Below are 15,914 nucleotides of genomic sequence, written 5' to 3' on the forward strand. Positions count from 1 at the left end.
GGGGAGCGTAAGCCCGTAAATCCGGTCGTTGGGCCGCGGCATTGGGCGAGGGAAATGACACGTTGGGCGGCAAATACTTTTTATTCGTCGGCCAAATCCGGGTTTTGTTGCCGGACCGTAAGTATCTTGTTTGCCGCGTACTTTTGTTTCCGAATAATTCGGCGCAGCCGTCCGCGGCCAGCGCTTTAACTGCTTGCTGTCATGCCCTTTCGTTCCGCTAGTTCCGCCCCCGATCTTGCCACTCCTGCTCCCCGCTCCTTGGAGGAGGAGCGCCTAGAGGCACTGCGGGCGTACCAGATTCTGGACACCAGCCCCGATGAGGACTTTGACGCGCTGACCCGGCTAGCGGCTTACATCTGCGGCACGCCCATTTCCCTGGTGTCGCTCATCGACTCGTCGCGGCAGTGGTTCAAGGCCAACTTCGGCTTGGAGGGTATACAGGAAACCCCGCGTGAATACTCCTTCTGCCAGTACGCTATGGTGTCGGGCGGAGTCTATGAGGTAGAGGACGCCACGGAAAACCCACTGTTCAGCCAGAACCCGCTGGTGCAGGGCGACCCCAACATCCGTTTCTACGCCGGGGCGCCCCTGGTAACGCCCTCGGGACAGCCCCTGGGGGCCCTCTGCGCCATCGATACGCGCCCCCGCCACCTTACGGACGAGCAGCGCGATGCCCTGCAGACGCTAGCCCGCGAGGTGGTGTCGCACCTGGAGCTGCGGCGGGCCCGCCTGCAGCTGGAGCAGGAGCAACAGAAGCTGGAAGGGTTGTTGCGCATGGCCAACAACGCCGCCGAAACGCTGTACTCGGGCGGACGCACCGAAATCTTCGTCAAGCAGGAGCACAAGCTGGTGCGCATCAACACGGCCGACATCCGCTACGTGGAGGCGCTGGGCGACTACGTGAACATTTACGCGGCGCAGGAGCGCTTTACGGTATACACCACCATGAAGGACATGGTGGCCCGGCTACCGGCCCGCGACTTCGTGCGCGTGCACCGCAAGTACATCGTGCGCCTCGACCGCATCGTCGCCATCGAGGGCGACGCGGTGCTGATCGACAGCTCGCGGCCGGCCGCCGATTCGGGTCGGGGCGTGGGAGTCCCAATCGGAAATTCGTACAAAGCCGACCTGATGGGGCGCCTCAATCTGGTGTAGGTACACGAATATCGTCCCGATAACCAGCGGCTTGGTCGAGAAAATAGCGGCATTGGGCGAAAAGTATATCCCATAGCCCATAAGAACCGTATCTTTGAACCTGTTATCGGGGGATTAGTCCCTTGGCTTTGGCCAGGGAGGGATTAACTGATAGCTAAGTTTGTTTTCATAGCTCAGAAAGGCACCGTACGCTGTACGGTGTTTTTTTATGTCTATTCGTTAAGCTCAGCTAAGAAAAAGCCTACTTGGGCCAGGGCTACTTGCGGCCGAGCCAGGACTCCGGATTGAGGTTGGTGCTGTTGCGCCAGAGCTGAAACTGCAGCTCCGTAGTGCCCTCGGCATTGGTATAAACCGTGCCGATGGCCTGGCGCATCTTCACAGTCTGGCCCTCGCTCACGCTCACCGAACGCAGCTTGGCGTACACCGTGAAGTACTCCCCGTGCTGCACCATCACCACGTTGTTCATGCCGGCAATGTTGGCCACCGTGAGCACCTTGCCCTCGAAAATGGCCCGCACCGGCTCGCCGGCGGCCGTCTGAATGTCGACGCCGCGGTTTTCCACCGTCACGTTTTTCAGCACCGGGTGGGCGTGGCGGCCGAAGCGCTGGGAAATGAAGCCCCGGGCCACCGGCCACAGCAGCCGGCCGCGATTGTCGGCAAACGACGACGACAGCTCGGCCGTTTCGGGCGTGAGCGAAACGCGGTCGGTGCGGGTGGTAGCGGCGGTGGCCGCCTCGGCGGCTTCGGCGGCTTCGCGCCGGGCGGTGGTGCGTTCGGCGGCGGTGGCCGTGGGACTTTCGGCGCGCTCGGCGCTGGCTTTGGCGGCGGCGGCTTTGGCGGCGGCGCGGGCGGCGGCGGCGCGGGCGGCGCGGGCAATTTCCTCGCGCACGCGCTGGGCAATCAGGTTGTCGAGCTGGCGAATCGACTGCTGGCGCTCGGCCAGCTCCCGGCGCAGCTGTTCTTCCTGCTGGCTGAGCTGCTGCACCACCTGGTCTTGCTGCTCGCGCATGGTGAGCAGGCTGCGCTTCTCGTTGAGCTGGGTGCCCAGCACCACGGTTTTCTGCTGGCGCTTCTGGGTGAGGCCCGTCAGCTGCTGGTTCAGCTCCTGCTGGGTGCGCTGAATCACGGCCACCTGCTGGCGGCGGGCTTCGGAATACTGGCGCACGTAGCTCAGCCGCCGCGCCCACTCGTTGAAGGAATCGGCGGCGAACAAAAACATCAGGCGGTTGAAGGAGTTGGCCGTTTTCGACGAGGCGTAGATGAGCTGGGCATATTCGGCCTTGAGCCGCTCCAGGGCTGTCTGCTTCACCTTGACCTGCGTTTCCGTCTGGCGCACGTCCGAGTCGAGGTAGCGCAGTTCCGAGGAGGTACTTTTAATCACCTCCTGCTGCACGGTAATCTTTTCCTTGAGCGCGTTGAGCTGGCCCAGCGAGGTTTGCTTTTTCTGCTGGGTCTGCTCCAGAATGCGGCTGGTTTCGCGGATGCGGCGCAGGGTGTTGCGCCGCTCCCGCTCCAGCTGAGCCTTGGTTTTGACCGTCGTCCTGGTCGCTAGCTTGCGCTTTTGCTGCGCGGGCGCGGGCAGAGCGGCCAATAGCAGCCCGGCCAGCAGCCAGAGCAGCCACCGGCGGCTACTTGCGGTTTTTACGCCCATACGCGGCCGGTACGCTAAACGGGAAGTCCAGCTTGCTCTTGTCCAGCTCCACGCTGCGGTAGCTGATGGAAATCAGCGCCGCCGGGCGGCCCGGCTGCTGGGCTTCGATAAGGGTGCCGTGGGCAAAAAGCTGCCCGTTGCCTTCCAGGGGCTGAAAGTCGGCGTAGGTGACCTTCACGCTGTTGCTGGTCTGTACGTCCTGCACGCTGAGTTTCTGGACCCGCGAGCGGCTCAGGTCGATGAGCTGCTCCACCAGCACGCTGGCCTGCTGGTAATTCACCTTCTGCACCGGGCCGTCGTTTTCCACGCGGGGAGTCGCGCCGTTGAGCGCGGGCAGGTAGTCGCCCAGCAGCAGGGCCTGCACCTGCGCAAACGTCACGGGCACGTTGAACTGCCGGCTCAGGTAGGTGAAGTTGCCCGCGTAGAAGGTTTTCTCCAGCTTGTTGATGACCTGCACCGAGTCGGGCGTGATGATGGCGCGCACGCCCTCGATGCCCAGCAGCGAGGCCGACAGCCAGATGACGCTGTCTTTGCGCATGCGCAGGTTCACGTTGGCCGAGTACTTCTCCCCGTTGGCGTCGATCTGGGCTTTGCCCTTGGCCGAGAGGTAGGTGAAGTCCAGGTTGCGGGCCATTACCGCGGGGGCCGGGGGCGTGGCCGGGGCAGCCGTCGATTGGGTCGGGGCGAGCCGACGGTGGCAGGCGCCCAGGCTCAGGCTGCCCACTAGCACGAGCAACAGCGGCCAGCGTCTATTCATAGAGTTTGCGGTCTTTTATTTTGCGGTCGATGAGCGGGGTGGTGCCGCCGGCCTTGCGGGCCCGCTGCCACTGCTCCAGGGCTCCGGCCGCGTCGCCCAGCTGAAAAAGCACGTCGCCGTAGTGCTCCAATACAGTGCCATCCTTGGAAGTGCGCACGGCTTTTTCCAATTGCTGGCGGGCCCCGGCGTAGTCCTTCAGCTTGTACAGCACCCACCCGTACGTATCGAGGTAGGTGTCGTTGTCGGGAAACTGCTTCACCAGCTTGCCCGCCATTTCCTTGGCCCGGGGCAGGTCTTTGCCGCGCAGCGAGAGGTAGTAGCTGTAGTTGTTGAGGGCCTGCGCGTTGTTGGCGTCGAAGGTCAGCGCGGCCTGGTAGGCGGCATCCGACTTCTCGAACTCCTTCAACTCGTGGTACACGTCGCCCAGCTGGACGTCGAACTGCGCGCTGAGCTCGGGGTTGTCGGTGGTCAGCTTGCGGCCCTGCTCCAGCGAGCGGACGGCTTTCTGGGGCTGCTTGGCGAACGTGTGGCCCACGCCGTTGTAAAACCAGAACACGGCCTGGTTCGGAAACAGCTCCAGGGCCTGGGAAGTGTGGCGCAGCAGCGAGTCGGTTTGGGCCAGCTCGGCGTCGATGCTCACCACCTGCTGCCAGATCTTGAAGTGGGAGTTGTCGAGGCGCAGGGCGCGCAGGTAGTTGCCGCGGGCCAGCTCCTTTTTGTTGGCGAGCAGCTGCACGTCGCCGGCTACCGAGTAGGCCTTGGGGTCGCGCGGGTGCACGCGGGTGGTGATGTCGGCCAGCTCCAGCGCGGTTTGCTCGATGGCGGGGTTGGGCAGCTGCTTGAGGTAGTCAATCAGGATGCGCACCTTCTGGTCGATGTTCAGCCCCGGGCTCTGGAAGGCCTGCTTGATCTGGGTTTCCGATTCGCCGGTGTTGCCCTGCTGGCGGTAGGCGTCGGCCAGAATCATGTGCGCCTGGGGGTTGTCGGGGTCCTGGCGCAGGGCCTGCTGGGCCGCCCGGATGGCGTCGGGCAGGCGGTTGTTGGCCGCGTACATCTCAGCCTGGGCCAGCACGTAGCGCACCTCGTCGGGGTTGGCCGCAATCAGCGCCTCGCCTTCCTGCAGGGCCTTGTCGAGGTTGTTCTGCTTGAGGTAAATCTGCTGCTTCTTGAACGACACCTCGTCGAGCGGGCCGAACTCTTTTTCGGCCTCGTTGAAGGTGGCCAGCGCCTCATTGAGCTTGCCCTGGGCCAGGTACAGATCGGCCAGGTTAAACAGGTACTCCTTGGAGTCGGGCACGTCGTGCACCAAGCTCACGTAGACCTTGGCGGCCTCGTCGTACTGCTTCTGGGTGCTGAACACCTGGGCCAGCAGCAGGTAGTAGTAGGGGTTCTTGGGGTCGAGGCGCAGGGCGGCCTGGGCAAAGTTGCCCGCGTCCTTGAGGTTGCCGATCAGCAGGTTGGTTTCGGCAATCTTGTAGTTGATGGCCGCGTTGTTGGGGTCGAGCTGGTAGGCCTTGAGCAGGCGTTCCTGGGCTTTGTTGTAGTCTTCGAGCAGCAGGAACTTCACGCCGTCGACGAAGTAGGCCTCACTCAGCTCCCGGTCTTTCTCGGTGAGCTGGCGGTTTTGCTTGGCCGCTTCCAGGGCCGCCTGCCGCTGCATTTCCTTGCGCTCCTTGCGGGTGAGCTTCTTCGGTTTTTCCTTTTTCGGCTTGGGAGACGCGGCCTGCTCCTGCGCCGGCTTGCCCGGCCCCGACTGCTGGGCATAACTCGGCGCGGTCAGCAGCAGACCGGAAAGCAGAAGCGGAAAAACAGCGGCGCGAAACATGGCAACGAAAGCGCCGAAGCGCGGAAAAAGAAGGTAACGGAGCATTGGGGCGGGAATTGCCGCACGTTTCAAAAGATACGGCATTCCCCCCAAAACCCGCGGCGGCCGGCTACAGTTTCAGGGCGTTGTAGTCGCCCACGCTCAGGTCGGCCGGGGTGCCGGTGAGCGTGGCAAAGCTGCCCACCATGGAGTTGCTGATGTTGGCGTGCTGCACCGTGGCCGACTTCTGCACAATGCTGTTGGCCACCACCGAGTGGCGCAGCACCGAGTTGTCGCCCACCGACACGTGCGGGCCCACGATGCTGTTTTCGAGCACCACGTTTTCGCCGATGTACACGGGCGGGATAATCACGCTGTTAGTCAGCTTGGCCGACTTTGCGACGGTGTCTTCGCCAGCTTCGCGCAGGTACTCGAGGTAGCGCTGGTTGGTGTACACGGTAGCGTCCTTGTTGCCGCAGTCCAGCCACTCGTTCACGCGGCCCGGAATGAACACGGCGCCCTGGTTTTTCATGTTCTCCAGGGCATTGGTGAGCTGATACTCGCCTTTTTCCTTGATGTCGTTGTCGAGCAGGTACTGCAGCTCGCGCTTGAGGTAGTCGCCGTCGCGGAAGTAGTAGATGCCGATGATGGCCAGGTCGGAGACGAACTCCTGGGGCTTTTCAATCAGCTCGGTAATGCGGCCCTGCTCGTCGAGCTTCACCACGCCGAAGGGGCGGGGGTCTTCCACGCGCTGCACCCAGATGGTGCCGTCGGCCGAGGTGTCGAGGGTGAAGTCGGCCTTGAACAGGGTATCGGCGAAGGCCACCACCAGCGGGCCGCTAAGCGAATCCTTGGCGCACATGATGGCGTGGGCGGTGCCCAGCGGCTCGTCCTGGTACACAATGGTGCCCTTGGCGCCCACCGACTCGGCAATTTTTAGCAGGCTTTGTTCCACTTCGGTCCCGAAGCGCCCCACAATAAACGCCACTTCCTCCACCTGCTGGCCCACCACCTTGGCAATGTCCTCGACGAGGCGCTGAACGATGGGTTTACCGGCAATGGGAATCAGGGGCTTGGGAACGGTGAGCGTGTGCGGGCGCATGCGCTTGCCCATACCGGCCATCGGGACGATGATTTTCATAGGAGGTCGTGGAGAAAAGAATGGTTTGGGGCATGTACGTAACGAGACGCAAAATGCCGCGCAAAATTCGCTCTTGAGAAAGTAATATCTAGGGCTTCAGCGATATTTTCGCCGGCCTCCGGCGAAATAAACCGGGGCAGTTTACTTGGTGCCGGTGCTGCCGTAGCCCCCGGCGCCGCGGGTGGTTTCGCTCAGTGCTTCGGCGGCCTGCCACCGCACGCGCTCGTGCCGGGCCACCACCAGCTGGGCTACCCGCTCGCCGTCCTGCACCACGAAGGGCGCGTCGGAGAGGTTCACCAGCAGCACCTTCAACTCGCCGCGGTAGTCGGCATCGATGGTGCCGGGGCTGTTGACAATGCCGATGCCGTGGCGGTAGGCCAGGCCGCTACGCGGGCGTACCTGCGCCTCGTAGCCCTCGGGAATTTCCAGAAACAGCCCGGTGGGAATGAGGGCGCGCTGCAGGGGCGCCAGGGTAACCGGCTCGGCCAGGTGGGCGTGCACGTCCATGCCCGCAGCGTGGTCGGTTTGGTAGGCCGGCAGCGGGTGCCCCGAGCGGTTGATGATGTTGATGGAAAGCATAGGCGAAGGGCCGCACTCGGGCGGCTACGGGCAAAGCTACGGCTTGCCCGGCACTCGTAATGCCGCCGCGGGTTGCCTTTCCAGCAGCAGCACCGCCCCGGCGTAGGCCAGCGGCAGCAGTACGCCCAGCGCGTAGCGCAGCAAGCCCGCCGGCAGGTAGGCGAAGCCCGCCACCAGCAGCACCGCCACCAGCAGCCAGCCGGCCAGCCGCGCCACGGGGTAGGGCACCGGAAAGTGACGCTGCCCCAGCCAGCCGCACACCAGGGCCATGAGCAGGTAGCAGGCCAGCGTAGCCAGGGCGCTGCCCACGTAGCCCAGCACCGGAATCAGCAGGAAGTTGAGTACCACCGTCAGCAGGGCGCCGCCCACGCTGATGTAGGTGCCCACGTGGGTCTTATCAGTGAGCTTAAACCACACCGACACGTTGTAGTACACGCCCAGAAACAGGTTGGCCAGCAGCAGAATGGGCACCACGACCAGACCGTCGAGGTATTCGGCGCGGCGCAGCAGCAGCGGTGCCAGCCAGTCGAGGTTGAGGCTCACGCCCAGGAAAATCAGCGCGCAGCAGAGCGTGAACCACTTCAGCACCAGGGCAAAGGTGGCGGGGGAGTTTTTCTCGCTGGCTTGCGCGAAAAAGAATGGCTCGGCGGCGTAGCGGAAGGCCTGAATGACCAGCTGCATAAAGATGCTGAGCTTGTAGCAGGCCCCGAAAATGCCCAGCGCCGCTTGGTTGCTCAGGCCCGGGTAGAAGCCCACCGGCAGCCAGTACTTGAGCAGAATGCGCGACAACATCTCGCTGACCATGCCCGCCAGGCCCATCAGCATAATGGGGTAGCCGTAGCGCCAGAGCGCGGGTACCGAGGGCCAGTGAATGCGGAAGTTAAAGTCCGTCAGCTCACGCCAGAGCAGGGGAATGAAGAGGGCGTTGGCCAGCAGGTTGGCCCAGAATACGTAGCCCACGCCCAGTGTAGGGTCGTACACGGCCGCCACTAGGGGGCGCAGCTCGGGCAGGTATTTGCCTTGCCACACGTCGGCGCAGAACACCACGAAAAACAAGGTTAGCCCCACATTGGCCACCACGTTGAGCAGGCGCAACCCGGCAAACTTGCGGGCCTTGCCTTCGAGCCGTAGCCGGGCAAACGGGATGCTGACCACCGCGTCGATAACCATGATGAGGCCCAGCCACACGAAGAACTTTTCCTGGCCGCTGTAATTCAGCGCCCCGGCCAGGGGGCCGGCTAGCAGGATGAGCAGGCCGCCGAGCAGCAGACTGCTCACCAGCAGCAAACTCAGTACCTGCCCGTAGAGCAGGCGGCGGTTGGCACCCGGGCGGTTGGCAAAGCGGAAAAACGCCGTTTCCATCCCGTAGGTGAACACCACGTTCAGAAACGCAACGTAGGCGTACAGCTCGGTAACCACGCCGTAGTCAGCAGCCCCGAAGCGGGCCGTGAACAGGGGTACCAGCAGAAAGTTGAGCATGCGCCCCACAATGCTGCTCACGCCGTACACGGCCGTTTGGCCAGCTAGCTTTTTGGCCAGTCCGCTCACCTGTTCCGGGTAGTTGCCGTCAGAGAAAGGGGCGCCATTAAGCGCCGGTAAACTGCGCCGGGCGCTTTTCCAGGAACGCCTGGGTGCCCTCGCGGAAGTCCGCCGAGCCGCAGCACCGACCGAAGGAGTTGGCCTCGGTCTGGTAGCCGCTCTTCTCGGGCGAGTAGTAGGCATTCACGCAGTCGATAACCATGCCCACGGCCAGCGGGGCCTTGGCCAGAATGCGGGTGAGCAGCTGGCGGCAGAAGCTCAGCAACTCGGCAGCCGGCACCACGTGGTTTACCAAGCCCAGGCGCAGGGCCTCGTCGGCTTTCACCTGGTCGCCGGTCATGAGCAACTCCAGGGCCTTGCCCTTGCCCACCAGCTGGGTAAGGCGCTGGGTACCACCGTAGCCGGGTACCACGCCCAGGTTTACTTCGGGCTGACCGAAGCGGGCATTTTCAGACGCCACCCGCATATGGCAGGCCATGGCCAGCTCGCAGCCGCCACCCAGGGCAAAGCCGTTGACGGCCGCAATGACGGGCTTGGGGCTTTCCTCAATCAGGCAGAACACCTCCTGACCCTGCTCGGCGAAGCGGCGGCCGTTTACCTCGTTGAGCCCGGTCAGCTCGGCAATGTCGGCCCCGGCCACGAAGGCTTTGTCGCCACTGCCGGTGATGATGATGCCGCGCACCCGCTCGTCGTCCAGCGCCAGCTGCATGGCCTGCCGGATTTCGGCAATGGTGGCCGAGTTCAGGGCGTTGAGCTTGGTGGGGCGGTTCAGGGTGATGGTCAGGATGCCATCGTCGGTGCGGTCGAGGGCCAGGTTCTCCAGCAGGGGGAGCATAGACAGGGAGGCTAGTTCCAAAGGTGGCGGCAAAGATAGAGACATTGCGCGCCCGACCGTTGGAGCGGCCCGAGCGGGCTGCAGACCGGCTTTTTTGCGTTGGGGCCCCTGATTCAGCGTTGCGCCACCAGCGGCGGGGGTAGCAGGCTGCTGAGCTGCCGGGTCAACTCGTGGGAGTAGCGCAGGGCGCTGGCGTCGGAGAGGTGCATGCCGTCGGTGGTGGTGTAGGCCTGGCAGTCGGGCTGCGGTAGGTAGGCAAACCGGGCGGGCGGAAAAGCGCCCTGCAGCTGCCGGCGCATGTACTGCAGCCGCGGGCTCTGGCAGGCAGCGGCGCTGATGGGCATCTCGAAAAACACCACCCGGCTGCCGCGCCCGGCAAAGTAGTCGACGTAGCCGCGCAGGGCGCCGATGTTGCGGGTAAACACCGCGTCAGGCAGCTGGGCAAACTCCTGCCGCATCGACTGCTCAATTTTCAGGGCCAGGGCCGCGTCCTGGGCCGAAGCCGGCGCCTCCTGGAAAGCCGCGGCGCTGACCGGCGCCGGCGTGGCCGCCTGCGCGCCCACTTTCTCGCGGATGCGCGCCGCCGCGGCAGGGCGCAGGCGCTCCAGCGCGGCAAAGCCCAGCCCAAACAGCTGGTTGAGGGGCTGATGCCGCTCACGCAGCAGGGGCAGGGCCGTGCGCAGCGGGTGCATCACGGGGTTGAACAAGGTGGCCGTGGTGGCCGCGTTCGGGGCACGGTCGAGCACATCGACTTCTACCAGAATCAGCTTGGGTGCTTGGCCAGTGCGCTTCAGAATTTCCAGCCCCTCGAACACGCTCTGCCCGCGGAAAGCCAGGTTGTAGGTGTTGGCCGGCAGGGCGTAGGGCCGCAGCTTGGCCGCCAGCGACGACCCGACGATGACCACTGGGTAGCCCGTGGCGCGGGCGTACACGAACTCCTGCATCTTGATCTGATTGTCCTGGTTGATGCCCTGGGGAATCACCACCTGACCCGGCAGTTGGGGCAGCAGGAAGTGGTAGCCAGCCAGCAGCAGCGCCGTAACCAGCAGCGAGCGGATGATCAGGGTCATGGCAAACGAGCGGTTAGAACTGGAAGTAGATGAAGCTGCCCGCCGGGCCGGCATTGGTGATGATGAGAAAGAGCATGGCTGCGTACCAGGCGTAGTCGATACGGCGGATGCTCAGGCCCGCGTAGGAGTCGCGCGTGAGGTACCAGACGTGGTAAAGCACCACCGGCAGCGAGTAGAACAGGATGCAGGCAATGGTCAGCGCCTCCAGGCCCGTCACGGCGTAGCCCACGTTGCTGCCCATGTGGGAGAGGTAGCTCAGGGCCTGCTCGAAGTTGGGCAGCCGGAACAGCAGCCAGGCCAGCGACACCAGCGAGAAGGTCAGCAACGTGGCCGCGAGCTGGCCCGCAAACGAAGTGGGGGCCGGTACCCAGCGCTTGCCCAGCCGCTCGGCCGCCAGCGCCAGGCCGTGAAACGAGCCCCACACCGCGTAGCTCCAGGCGGCGCCGTGCCAGAGCCCACCCAGAAACATCACAATCATCAGGTTCAGGTAGGTGCGCAGCTCGCCGCGGCGGTTGCCGCCCAGGGGCACGTACAGGTATTCGCGCAGAAACGAGCTGAGCGAAATGTGCCAGCGCCGCCAGAACTCGGTGATGGAGCGGCTGATGTAGGGAAAGTTAAAGTTGTCGGGCAGGCGGTAGCCGAACAGGTGGGCCACGCCAATGGCAATGAGCGAGTAGCCCGCGAAGTCGGCGAAGATCTGCATGGAGTAGCCAAACAGCATGGCCACCAGCATGGCGCTGCTCTGCCGCTCGAAGTAGGGGTAGGCAATCCAGAACGTCTGCTCCTTGAGGTTGTCGGCCACCACCATTTTCAGGAAGTAGCCCACTATCACGGCCCGGAAAAAGGCGTCCCAGTCGATGTCGTGCAGGTACTTGGGCTTGATCTGCGGAATGAAGTCGTGGGCTTTCAGGATGGGCCCGGCAATGAGGTGGGGAAAGAAGGCCACAAATAGCGTGGTGTTGCGCACGTGCTGCAGCATGGAGCGCGGCACCAGTGCCTGCGCCTCGTGCCGGTCCCGCTCGCGGTAGGAGTCGACCAGCAGGGAAATGCCCTCGAAGGTGTAGAACGAAATGCCGATGGGCAGCGGAATCTGGGTTAGAAACAGCCCCACCTCACTGGTAGAGGCGAAGAGCGAGTTGCCGATGAGCGGGCTGTACTTGAAAAACGCCAGGATGGCCAGGTTGACACCCACGCCCAGCGCGGCGTAGAAAAACCGCTGCCGCGGCGCGCTGTACACCACCTGGTAGGAGGTAGCCACGTTCACCGCTGCCGAGAGCAGAAACAGCAGCAGCAGCCAGGGCGTAGTCCAGGCGTAGAAAAACAGGCTGCTGGCAATCAGAATGCACACCTGCCAGCGGCGCAGGACCGGCAGGTAATATAGGAGCAGCGTGACCACAACCAGGGCCAGAAACTCAAAGCTGTTGAACAACATAACCGGGGAGCATAAGGGAGGTGGCAGCAAAGGGGCCGCCGCACTAATTAATGTTAAATATTCTACTTTATAAAGAAATACTATAACTATATTTTTAAGGATGAGTTCAGAAATTATTTTTCCTTACTTACAGCCATGCCCGGGCTCGATCGGTAGCGGCCACGGCTGCTGCGCGAGGTCGGGACATGTGCCAGGCGGCCCTTGCCGGGGTCCGGAACGGTATCCAGTAGCCCTTTTTCAGCTCCCGGGAGCTGTCTGCTTACTCCCTTCCACTCCAACACACCACTGTATGGGCTTCGTCTCCGAATTCAAAGAGTTTATCTCCAAGGGCAACGTGCTCGATCTGGCGGTGGGCGTCATCATTGGGGCCTCATTCGGCAAAATCGTTGCGTCGCTGACCGATGACATTCTGATGCCCATTCTGGGCGTGTTCACCGGCGGCATCGACTTCAAGAACTGGTTTGTAGCCCTGGATGGCAACCGCTACGAAACCATAGAGAAGGCCAAAGAAGCCGGGGCAGCGACGCTCAACTACGGCAACCTGATCAACGCCGTCATTTACTTCGTCATTATTGCCTTCGCCATCTTTTGGCTGGTAAAATTGGCCAACCGCTTCAAGCGGCCGCAGGAAGTGGTGCCCGTGGCCGACCTGGGCCCAACCAAGGATCAGGCCCTGCTGATGGAAATCCGCGACGCGCTGCGGAACCGGACCGTTTAGGCGGCTGCAAGCACGCTGTCTGGCTTTCGGAGCACCCCCGGCGGGAGCACCGGGAGCCGGCCTTGGTATTTCCTTTTAAGCCGACTGGTGCTATGAACCCGCGTTTTCTTTTCCGCTTGAGCCTGGCTGCCGGGCTGCTATGGACCTTGCCGGCCGCCGCGCAGGAGCCCGTGCCTAACCGGGCGCCGCTGCCACCCGCGGCCTACAAAATTTCGGCCGAGGTCGATACAGCGCGGGGCTGGCGCCGGGGCGGCATAGGCACCTTCAACTTCAGCCAGGTGAGCCTGAACAACTGGGCACCGGGCGGGCAAAGCTCCCTGTCGCTGCTGGCCATCGGCAACGCCTACGCCCACTTCCGCGGCGCCGAGCACACCTTCGATCTGGCCGCCGACCTGGTGTATGGCCTGCAGAAGCCGGGCAAGGCGCGCCTGCGCAAAAACGACGACCGGCTGGAGCTGAACGCCCGCTACGGCCGGTTCCTGACCAACAAACTGTCGTACGCCGCGCAGCTCAACCTCAAAACCCAGCTCACGCCTACCAAGGACCTGGTGCGGCCCGATTCGCTGCTGTCGCGCTTTTTCGCCCCGGCCTATGTTCTGGCTTCCATTGGTATCGACTACCGCCCCAACGAGGATTTCTCCTTGTTCCTGTCGCCCATCACCGGCAAGTTCACGGTGGTAGCCGACCAGGGCCTGGCCGACGCGGGCGCGTTTGGCGTGCGCGCCGCCCGCCGCGACGAACTGGGCCGGCCGGTGGCCAATACCGGTGAGCGGCTGCGCGAGGAAGTGGGCGCCTACCTCAATGCGCGCTACCGCCGCCCGCTGCTCACCAATATCACCTATCAGACCAAGTTGGAGCTGTTCAGCAACTACTTCCACAACCCCCAGAACGTAGACGTGAACTGGGAAAACCTGATCGACTTCAAAGTCAACAAGTTTATTAGTGCCAGCGTAGCTACCGTGCTCGTGTACGACGACGATATTCTGGTACCCATTGACCGCAACGAAGACGGGCAGCCCGATGCCCGAGGCCGGCGCATCCAGTTCAAGGAAACGCTGGGTATCGGCCTGACATACAAGTTTTAAAAATAGGAACTAACTTGCTCACCCACCCGTTCGGCCCGCAAGCTATGGCACATGGTTTGCCGGGACTTGCTTGCTTCTTCAACCCCACCCAACCATCACCCATGAAAGTTTTTTTGGCCGCCGCGGTCCTGGCCGGCGTAACGCTGCTCTCGACGCCCGCCGCCCAGGCGCAAACCACGGCTTCTACAGCTTCGACCTCGCGCGAGGAGCAAGCCAAGCAGGCCAACGAAGCCGGCCTGCGCAAGCGCAAAAGCTCGCCCGATGATCTGGCCCGCATGCAGCGCCGCATGAGCATGAACCCCGACGAGGTGAAGCGCGACCAGCAGATGGAAGTGTTGGAGGCCCGGTCGGGGGTGAGCAGCTACTCCAGTGGCTCGGGCAAGCGCAGCTACGAGAAGGGGAACGGGGCTTTCACCGTGCAGCGCTTCCGCGACAAGAACAGCGCCGCCATGCAGAAGCGCGGCCAGTCGCGCCCCGCGCCCGGCATCGACCCCAAGGGCAAGCCGCTGAAGCACAAGAAAGACAAGAAATTCCTGCTGTTTTAAGCAGCAGCCGACTCCGAGCTAATTCAGCAGAGCATAAAAAAGCCCCGGCGCAAAGCTCCGGGGTTTTTTGCTTTTTCGTTGGACCGGGGCCACCGTTCGCCCCCAGCTACTGGAAAAAGTGTCGTTGTGCGGTGCCTGAGCAGCCAGCACGAAAAATCTATGTGAGCCGGTACGGCTGGGTAGTGAGCCGGCCTGAAACGGTACGCGAGAAGTGGAAGCGGGTGCTAGCCGTGAGTGGCGGAGGCAGCGGCGCCTCGGAAACTCTCGGGCGGCTCGGAGCGGGATGCGCGAGCCAGGGCCAGGGCTAACAGGCCGGCCAGCAAGAGGCCGGCCGAGCGGCGCAGCCACAACCCAAAGTCAGGAGCAGTAAGCATAACGTTGCGCGGCGGTAGCCCAAAAAGTGGGTCAAAGCTTGATAAACTCCACGCGTTGGTTGAGCGGGGCGTAGTCGTCCTCGGGGTCGGTGTACAGCGGCTGGGTTTCGCCCAGGCCTTTCACCGAAAGTCGGCTGCCGTCGATGCCCGCCGTGATGAGGGCGGCGCGCACTGCGTCGGCCCGGCGCTGCGACAGGCGCAGGTTGTCGGGGGCTTCGCCGGCCAGCAGGGTGTGCGTCTCGATGCGCAGCTTCACGGTCGGCTCGCGGCGCAGCACATCGGCAATTCCTTTCACGAAGGGCTGAGCATCGGCGGCCAGCGTGGCCGTGCCTTCCTCGAAGTGGATGGCGTGCGACACCAGGCGGCCTTCTTCGAGCAGGGCCGAGTAGTAGTCAGCCGTTTTCTCGGCCACCTTGCGGTCAACGGCTTCTTCGATCTTGCGTTCGGCCACGCGGCTGGCAGCGCGCTCCACCGCGCGGTTGAGCAGGTAAAGCTGGCCCTGCGACACCAGCGGCAGGCAGCATAAGAGGGCGAGCAGAATGGCTTTCATCGGTGGTAGGCAGTAAGAGGTAAGGGTTGCATTAGAGGCAGGCAAACCAGGCGGCTAAAGCTTAGCCAGCGTCTGCAGATCCATGGTCTTGGCCACGTCGCGCACCAGGTCGGTGTTGTGCTGCTGGTCGAGCTCGACAGAGACGAAAAACCGGTCGCCGACGCCCAGGGCCACTGAGGCGCGGCGCTCCTTTTTCTGCAGGGTTTCGTAGCCCTGCACGTTGGGAATGCCCAGGTCGCAGCCCCGCATCAGGTGCTCGTCGTTTTCCTGCGAGAAGCCCGCGGCCATCATGGCCGTGGCTCCCGCGTACAGCGCGTTGGCGCCGTTGTAGTCTACCAGCTGCACCTTGAGCCGCTGTTTGCCACAGCGGTAGTACTGCTCGCAGGTGGAATAGCTCACCCCGCCAATGTTCACCGATTCGCCCTGCGGAACGCCGTCGCGCACAAACTGACCCACTGTTTCGGGCAGAAACTTGGCCAGCTCGCCGTAGGGCAACGACAGCGTGTCGGCGAGGCTGCGGCGCGAACTGCGGGCCGCGTCCAGGGGCAGTTCCGCAATGGCGGAGGCCACCGCAGTAGCCTCCACCGTGGCGCGGCTATCGGGTGCTTGCGCGCAGCTGCTCAGCAACAGCATCAGGAGCCCGCCGGGGAAAAGACGTGAGCGGAGAAACATGGCAGGC

16 protein-coding genes are annotated in these 15,914 nt (G+C 63.3%); 4 read left to right on the forward strand and 12 right to left on the reverse strand.

From position 1 onward, the window contains the following. Window positions 1-201: 201 nt before the first annotated feature. Entirely contained in the window at window positions 202-1,155 is a 954-nt protein-coding gene (locus tag ACE191_RS16550) for a LytTR family transcriptional regulator DNA-binding domain-containing protein (RefSeq protein WP_400193350.1), read from the forward strand. Between the two features lie 256 nt (window positions 1,156-1,411). On the opposite strand, the gene ACE191_RS16555 is transcribed toward ACE191_RS16550, so the two are convergent. The 9 genes from ACE191_RS16555 to ACE191_RS16595 all read right to left on the reverse strand — a co-directional run bounded on the left by ACE191_RS16555 (window position 1,412) and on the right by ACE191_RS16595 (window position 11,963). Next, complete coding sequence (locus ACE191_RS16555) at window positions 1,412-2,806, reverse strand: murein hydrolase activator EnvC family protein (RefSeq protein ID WP_400193351.1); 1,395 nt, start codon at window positions 2,804-2,806, stop codon at window positions 1,412-1,414. After that, entirely contained in the window at window positions 2,784-3,563 is a 780-nt protein-coding gene (locus tag ACE191_RS16560) for a DUF4292 domain-containing protein (protein ID WP_400193352.1), read from the reverse strand. Before ACE191_RS16560 ends, ACE191_RS16555 begins: the two co-directional genes overlap by 23 nt. Then, complete coding sequence (locus ACE191_RS16565) at window positions 3,556-5,388, reverse strand: tetratricopeptide repeat protein (RefSeq protein ID WP_400193353.1); 1,833 nt, start codon at window positions 5,386-5,388, stop codon at window positions 3,556-3,558. The genes ACE191_RS16560 and ACE191_RS16565 overlap by 8 nt, the downstream gene beginning before the upstream one ends. Window positions 5,389-5,497: 109 nt before the next feature. Then, entirely contained in the window at window positions 5,498-6,508 is a 1,011-nt protein-coding gene (locus tag ACE191_RS16570) for a sugar phosphate nucleotidyltransferase (protein WP_400193354.1), read from the reverse strand. A 141-nt stretch (window positions 6,509-6,649) separates the two neighbouring features. Then, a complete protein-coding gene (gene dut, locus ACE191_RS16575) occupies window positions 6,650-7,087 on the reverse strand; it encodes a dUTP diphosphatase (protein ID WP_400193355.1) in 438 nt (145 codons plus the stop codon). 36 nt (window positions 7,088-7,123) lie between these two features. Next, window positions 7,124-8,635, reverse strand: a complete 1,512-nt coding sequence (locus tag ACE191_RS16580) for a polysaccharide biosynthesis C-terminal domain-containing protein (protein ID WP_400193356.1) — start codon at window positions 8,633-8,635, stop codon at window positions 7,124-7,126. A 37-nt stretch (window positions 8,636-8,672) separates the two neighbouring features. Then, the gene (locus ACE191_RS16585; protein WP_400193357.1) at window positions 8,673-9,461 is read right to left on the reverse strand and encodes an enoyl-CoA hydratase/isomerase family protein; all 789 of its coding nucleotides are present in this window, start codon (window positions 9,459-9,461) and stop codon (window positions 8,673-8,675) included. A gap of 113 nt (window positions 9,462-9,574) precedes the next feature. Further along, window positions 9,575-10,531 carry a hypothetical protein gene (locus ACE191_RS16590; RefSeq protein ID WP_400193358.1) on the reverse strand — a complete coding sequence of 319 codons (957 nt, stop codon included), beginning with the start codon at window positions 10,529-10,531 and terminating at the stop codon, window positions 9,575-9,577. A 13-nt stretch (window positions 10,532-10,544) separates the two neighbouring features. After that, the gene (locus ACE191_RS16595; RefSeq protein WP_400193359.1) at window positions 10,545-11,963 is read right to left on the reverse strand and encodes an MBOAT family O-acyltransferase; all 1,419 of its coding nucleotides are present in this window, start codon (window positions 11,961-11,963) and stop codon (window positions 10,545-10,547) included. A 289-nt stretch (window positions 11,964-12,252) separates the two neighbouring features. On the opposite strand from ACE191_RS16595, the gene mscL reads away from it, so the two are divergent. From mscL to ACE191_RS16610, 3 genes are all read left to right on the forward strand, one after another. Next, window positions 12,253-12,681, forward strand: coding sequence for a large conductance mechanosensitive channel protein MscL (gene mscL, locus ACE191_RS16600; protein WP_400193360.1), 429 nt, complete (start codon window positions 12,253-12,255; stop codon window positions 12,679-12,681). Between the two features lie 116 nt (window positions 12,682-12,797). Then, window positions 12,798-13,766 (forward strand): DUF3078 domain-containing protein, encoded by a 969-nt coding sequence (locus tag ACE191_RS16605; RefSeq protein WP_400193361.1) that lies wholly within the window; start codon window positions 12,798-12,800, stop codon window positions 13,764-13,766. Window positions 13,767-13,867: 101 nt separating this feature from the next. Continuing rightward, window positions 13,868-14,311 (forward strand): hypothetical protein, encoded by a 444-nt coding sequence (locus tag ACE191_RS16610; protein ID WP_400193362.1) that lies wholly within the window; start codon window positions 13,868-13,870, stop codon window positions 14,309-14,311. Between the two features lie 224 nt (window positions 14,312-14,535). Here the strand turns inward: ACE191_RS16610 and ACE191_RS16615 are convergent, their stop codons facing one another. The 3 genes from ACE191_RS16615 to ACE191_RS16625 are packed head-to-tail and all read right to left on the reverse strand — an operon-like array spanning window position 14,536 to window position 15,907. After that, window positions 14,536-14,685, reverse strand: coding sequence for a hypothetical protein (locus ACE191_RS16615; protein WP_400193363.1), 150 nt, complete (start codon window positions 14,683-14,685; stop codon window positions 14,536-14,538). Window positions 14,686-14,716: 31 nt separating this feature from the next. Continuing rightward, complete coding sequence (locus tag ACE191_RS16620; protein WP_400193364.1) at window positions 14,717-15,235, reverse strand: OmpA family protein; 519 nt, start codon at window positions 15,233-15,235, stop codon at window positions 14,717-14,719. Between the two features lie 54 nt (window positions 15,236-15,289). Continuing rightward, on the reverse strand, window positions 15,290-15,907 hold the full coding sequence (locus ACE191_RS16625) for a hypothetical protein (RefSeq protein WP_400193365.1): 618 nt from the start codon (window positions 15,905-15,907) through the stop codon (window positions 15,290-15,292). Window positions 15,908-15,914: the final 7 nt, after the last annotated feature.

It is taken from the genome of Hymenobacter sp. B81 (assembly GCF_044628455.1).
Taxonomy (GTDB): Bacteria; Bacteroidota; Bacteroidia; order Cytophagales; family Hymenobacteraceae; genus Solirubrum.

Bases quoted from the DNA above. Each gene is read 5' to 3' on its own strand.
- ACE191_RS16550 (WP_400193350.1), top strand. From the start codon at position 202: ATGCCCTTTCGTTCCGCTAGTTCCGCCCCCGATCTTGCCACTCCTGCT.
- ACE191_RS16620 (WP_400193364.1), bottom strand. From the start codon at position 15,235: ATGAAAGCCATTCTGCTCGCCCTCTTATGCTGCCTGCCGCTGGTGTCG.
- ACE191_RS16595 (WP_400193359.1), bottom strand. From the start codon at position 11,963: ATGTTGTTCAACAGCTTTGAGTTTCTGGCCCTGGTTGTGGTCACGCTG.
- ACE191_RS16590 (WP_400193358.1), bottom strand. From the start codon at position 10,531: ATGACCCTGATCATCCGCTCGCTGCTGGTTACGGCGCTGCTGCTGGCT.
- ACE191_RS16615 (WP_400193363.1), bottom strand. From the start codon at position 14,685: ATGCTTACTGCTCCTGACTTTGGGTTGTGGCTGCGCCGCTCGGCCGGC.
- ACE191_RS16555 (WP_400193351.1), bottom strand. From the start codon at position 2,806: ATGGGCGTAAAAACCGCAAGTAGCCGCCGGTGGCTGCTCTGGCTGCTG.
- ACE191_RS16570 (WP_400193354.1), bottom strand. From the start codon at position 6,508: ATGAAAATCATCGTCCCGATGGCCGGTATGGGCAAGCGCATGCGCCCG.
- dut (WP_400193355.1), bottom strand. From the start codon at position 7,087: ATGCTTTCCATCAACATCATCAACCGCTCGGGGCACCCGCTGCCGGCC.
- ACE191_RS16625 (WP_400193365.1), bottom strand. From the start codon at position 15,907: ATGTTTCTCCGCTCACGTCTTTTCCCCGGCGGGCTCCTGATGCTGTTG.
- ACE191_RS16560 (WP_400193352.1), bottom strand. From the start codon at position 3,563: ATGAATAGACGCTGGCCGCTGTTGCTCGTGCTAGTGGGCAGCCTGAGC.
- ACE191_RS16585 (WP_400193357.1), bottom strand. From the start codon at position 9,461: ATGCTCCCCCTGCTGGAGAACCTGGCCCTCGACCGCACCGACGATGGC.
- mscL (WP_400193360.1), top strand. From the start codon at position 12,253: ATGGGCTTCGTCTCCGAATTCAAAGAGTTTATCTCCAAGGGCAACGTG.
- ACE191_RS16610 (WP_400193362.1), top strand. From the start codon at position 13,868: ATGAAAGTTTTTTTGGCCGCCGCGGTCCTGGCCGGCGTAACGCTGCTC.
- ACE191_RS16565 (WP_400193353.1), bottom strand. From the start codon at position 5,388: ATGTTTCGCGCCGCTGTTTTTCCGCTTCTGCTTTCCGGTCTGCTGCTG.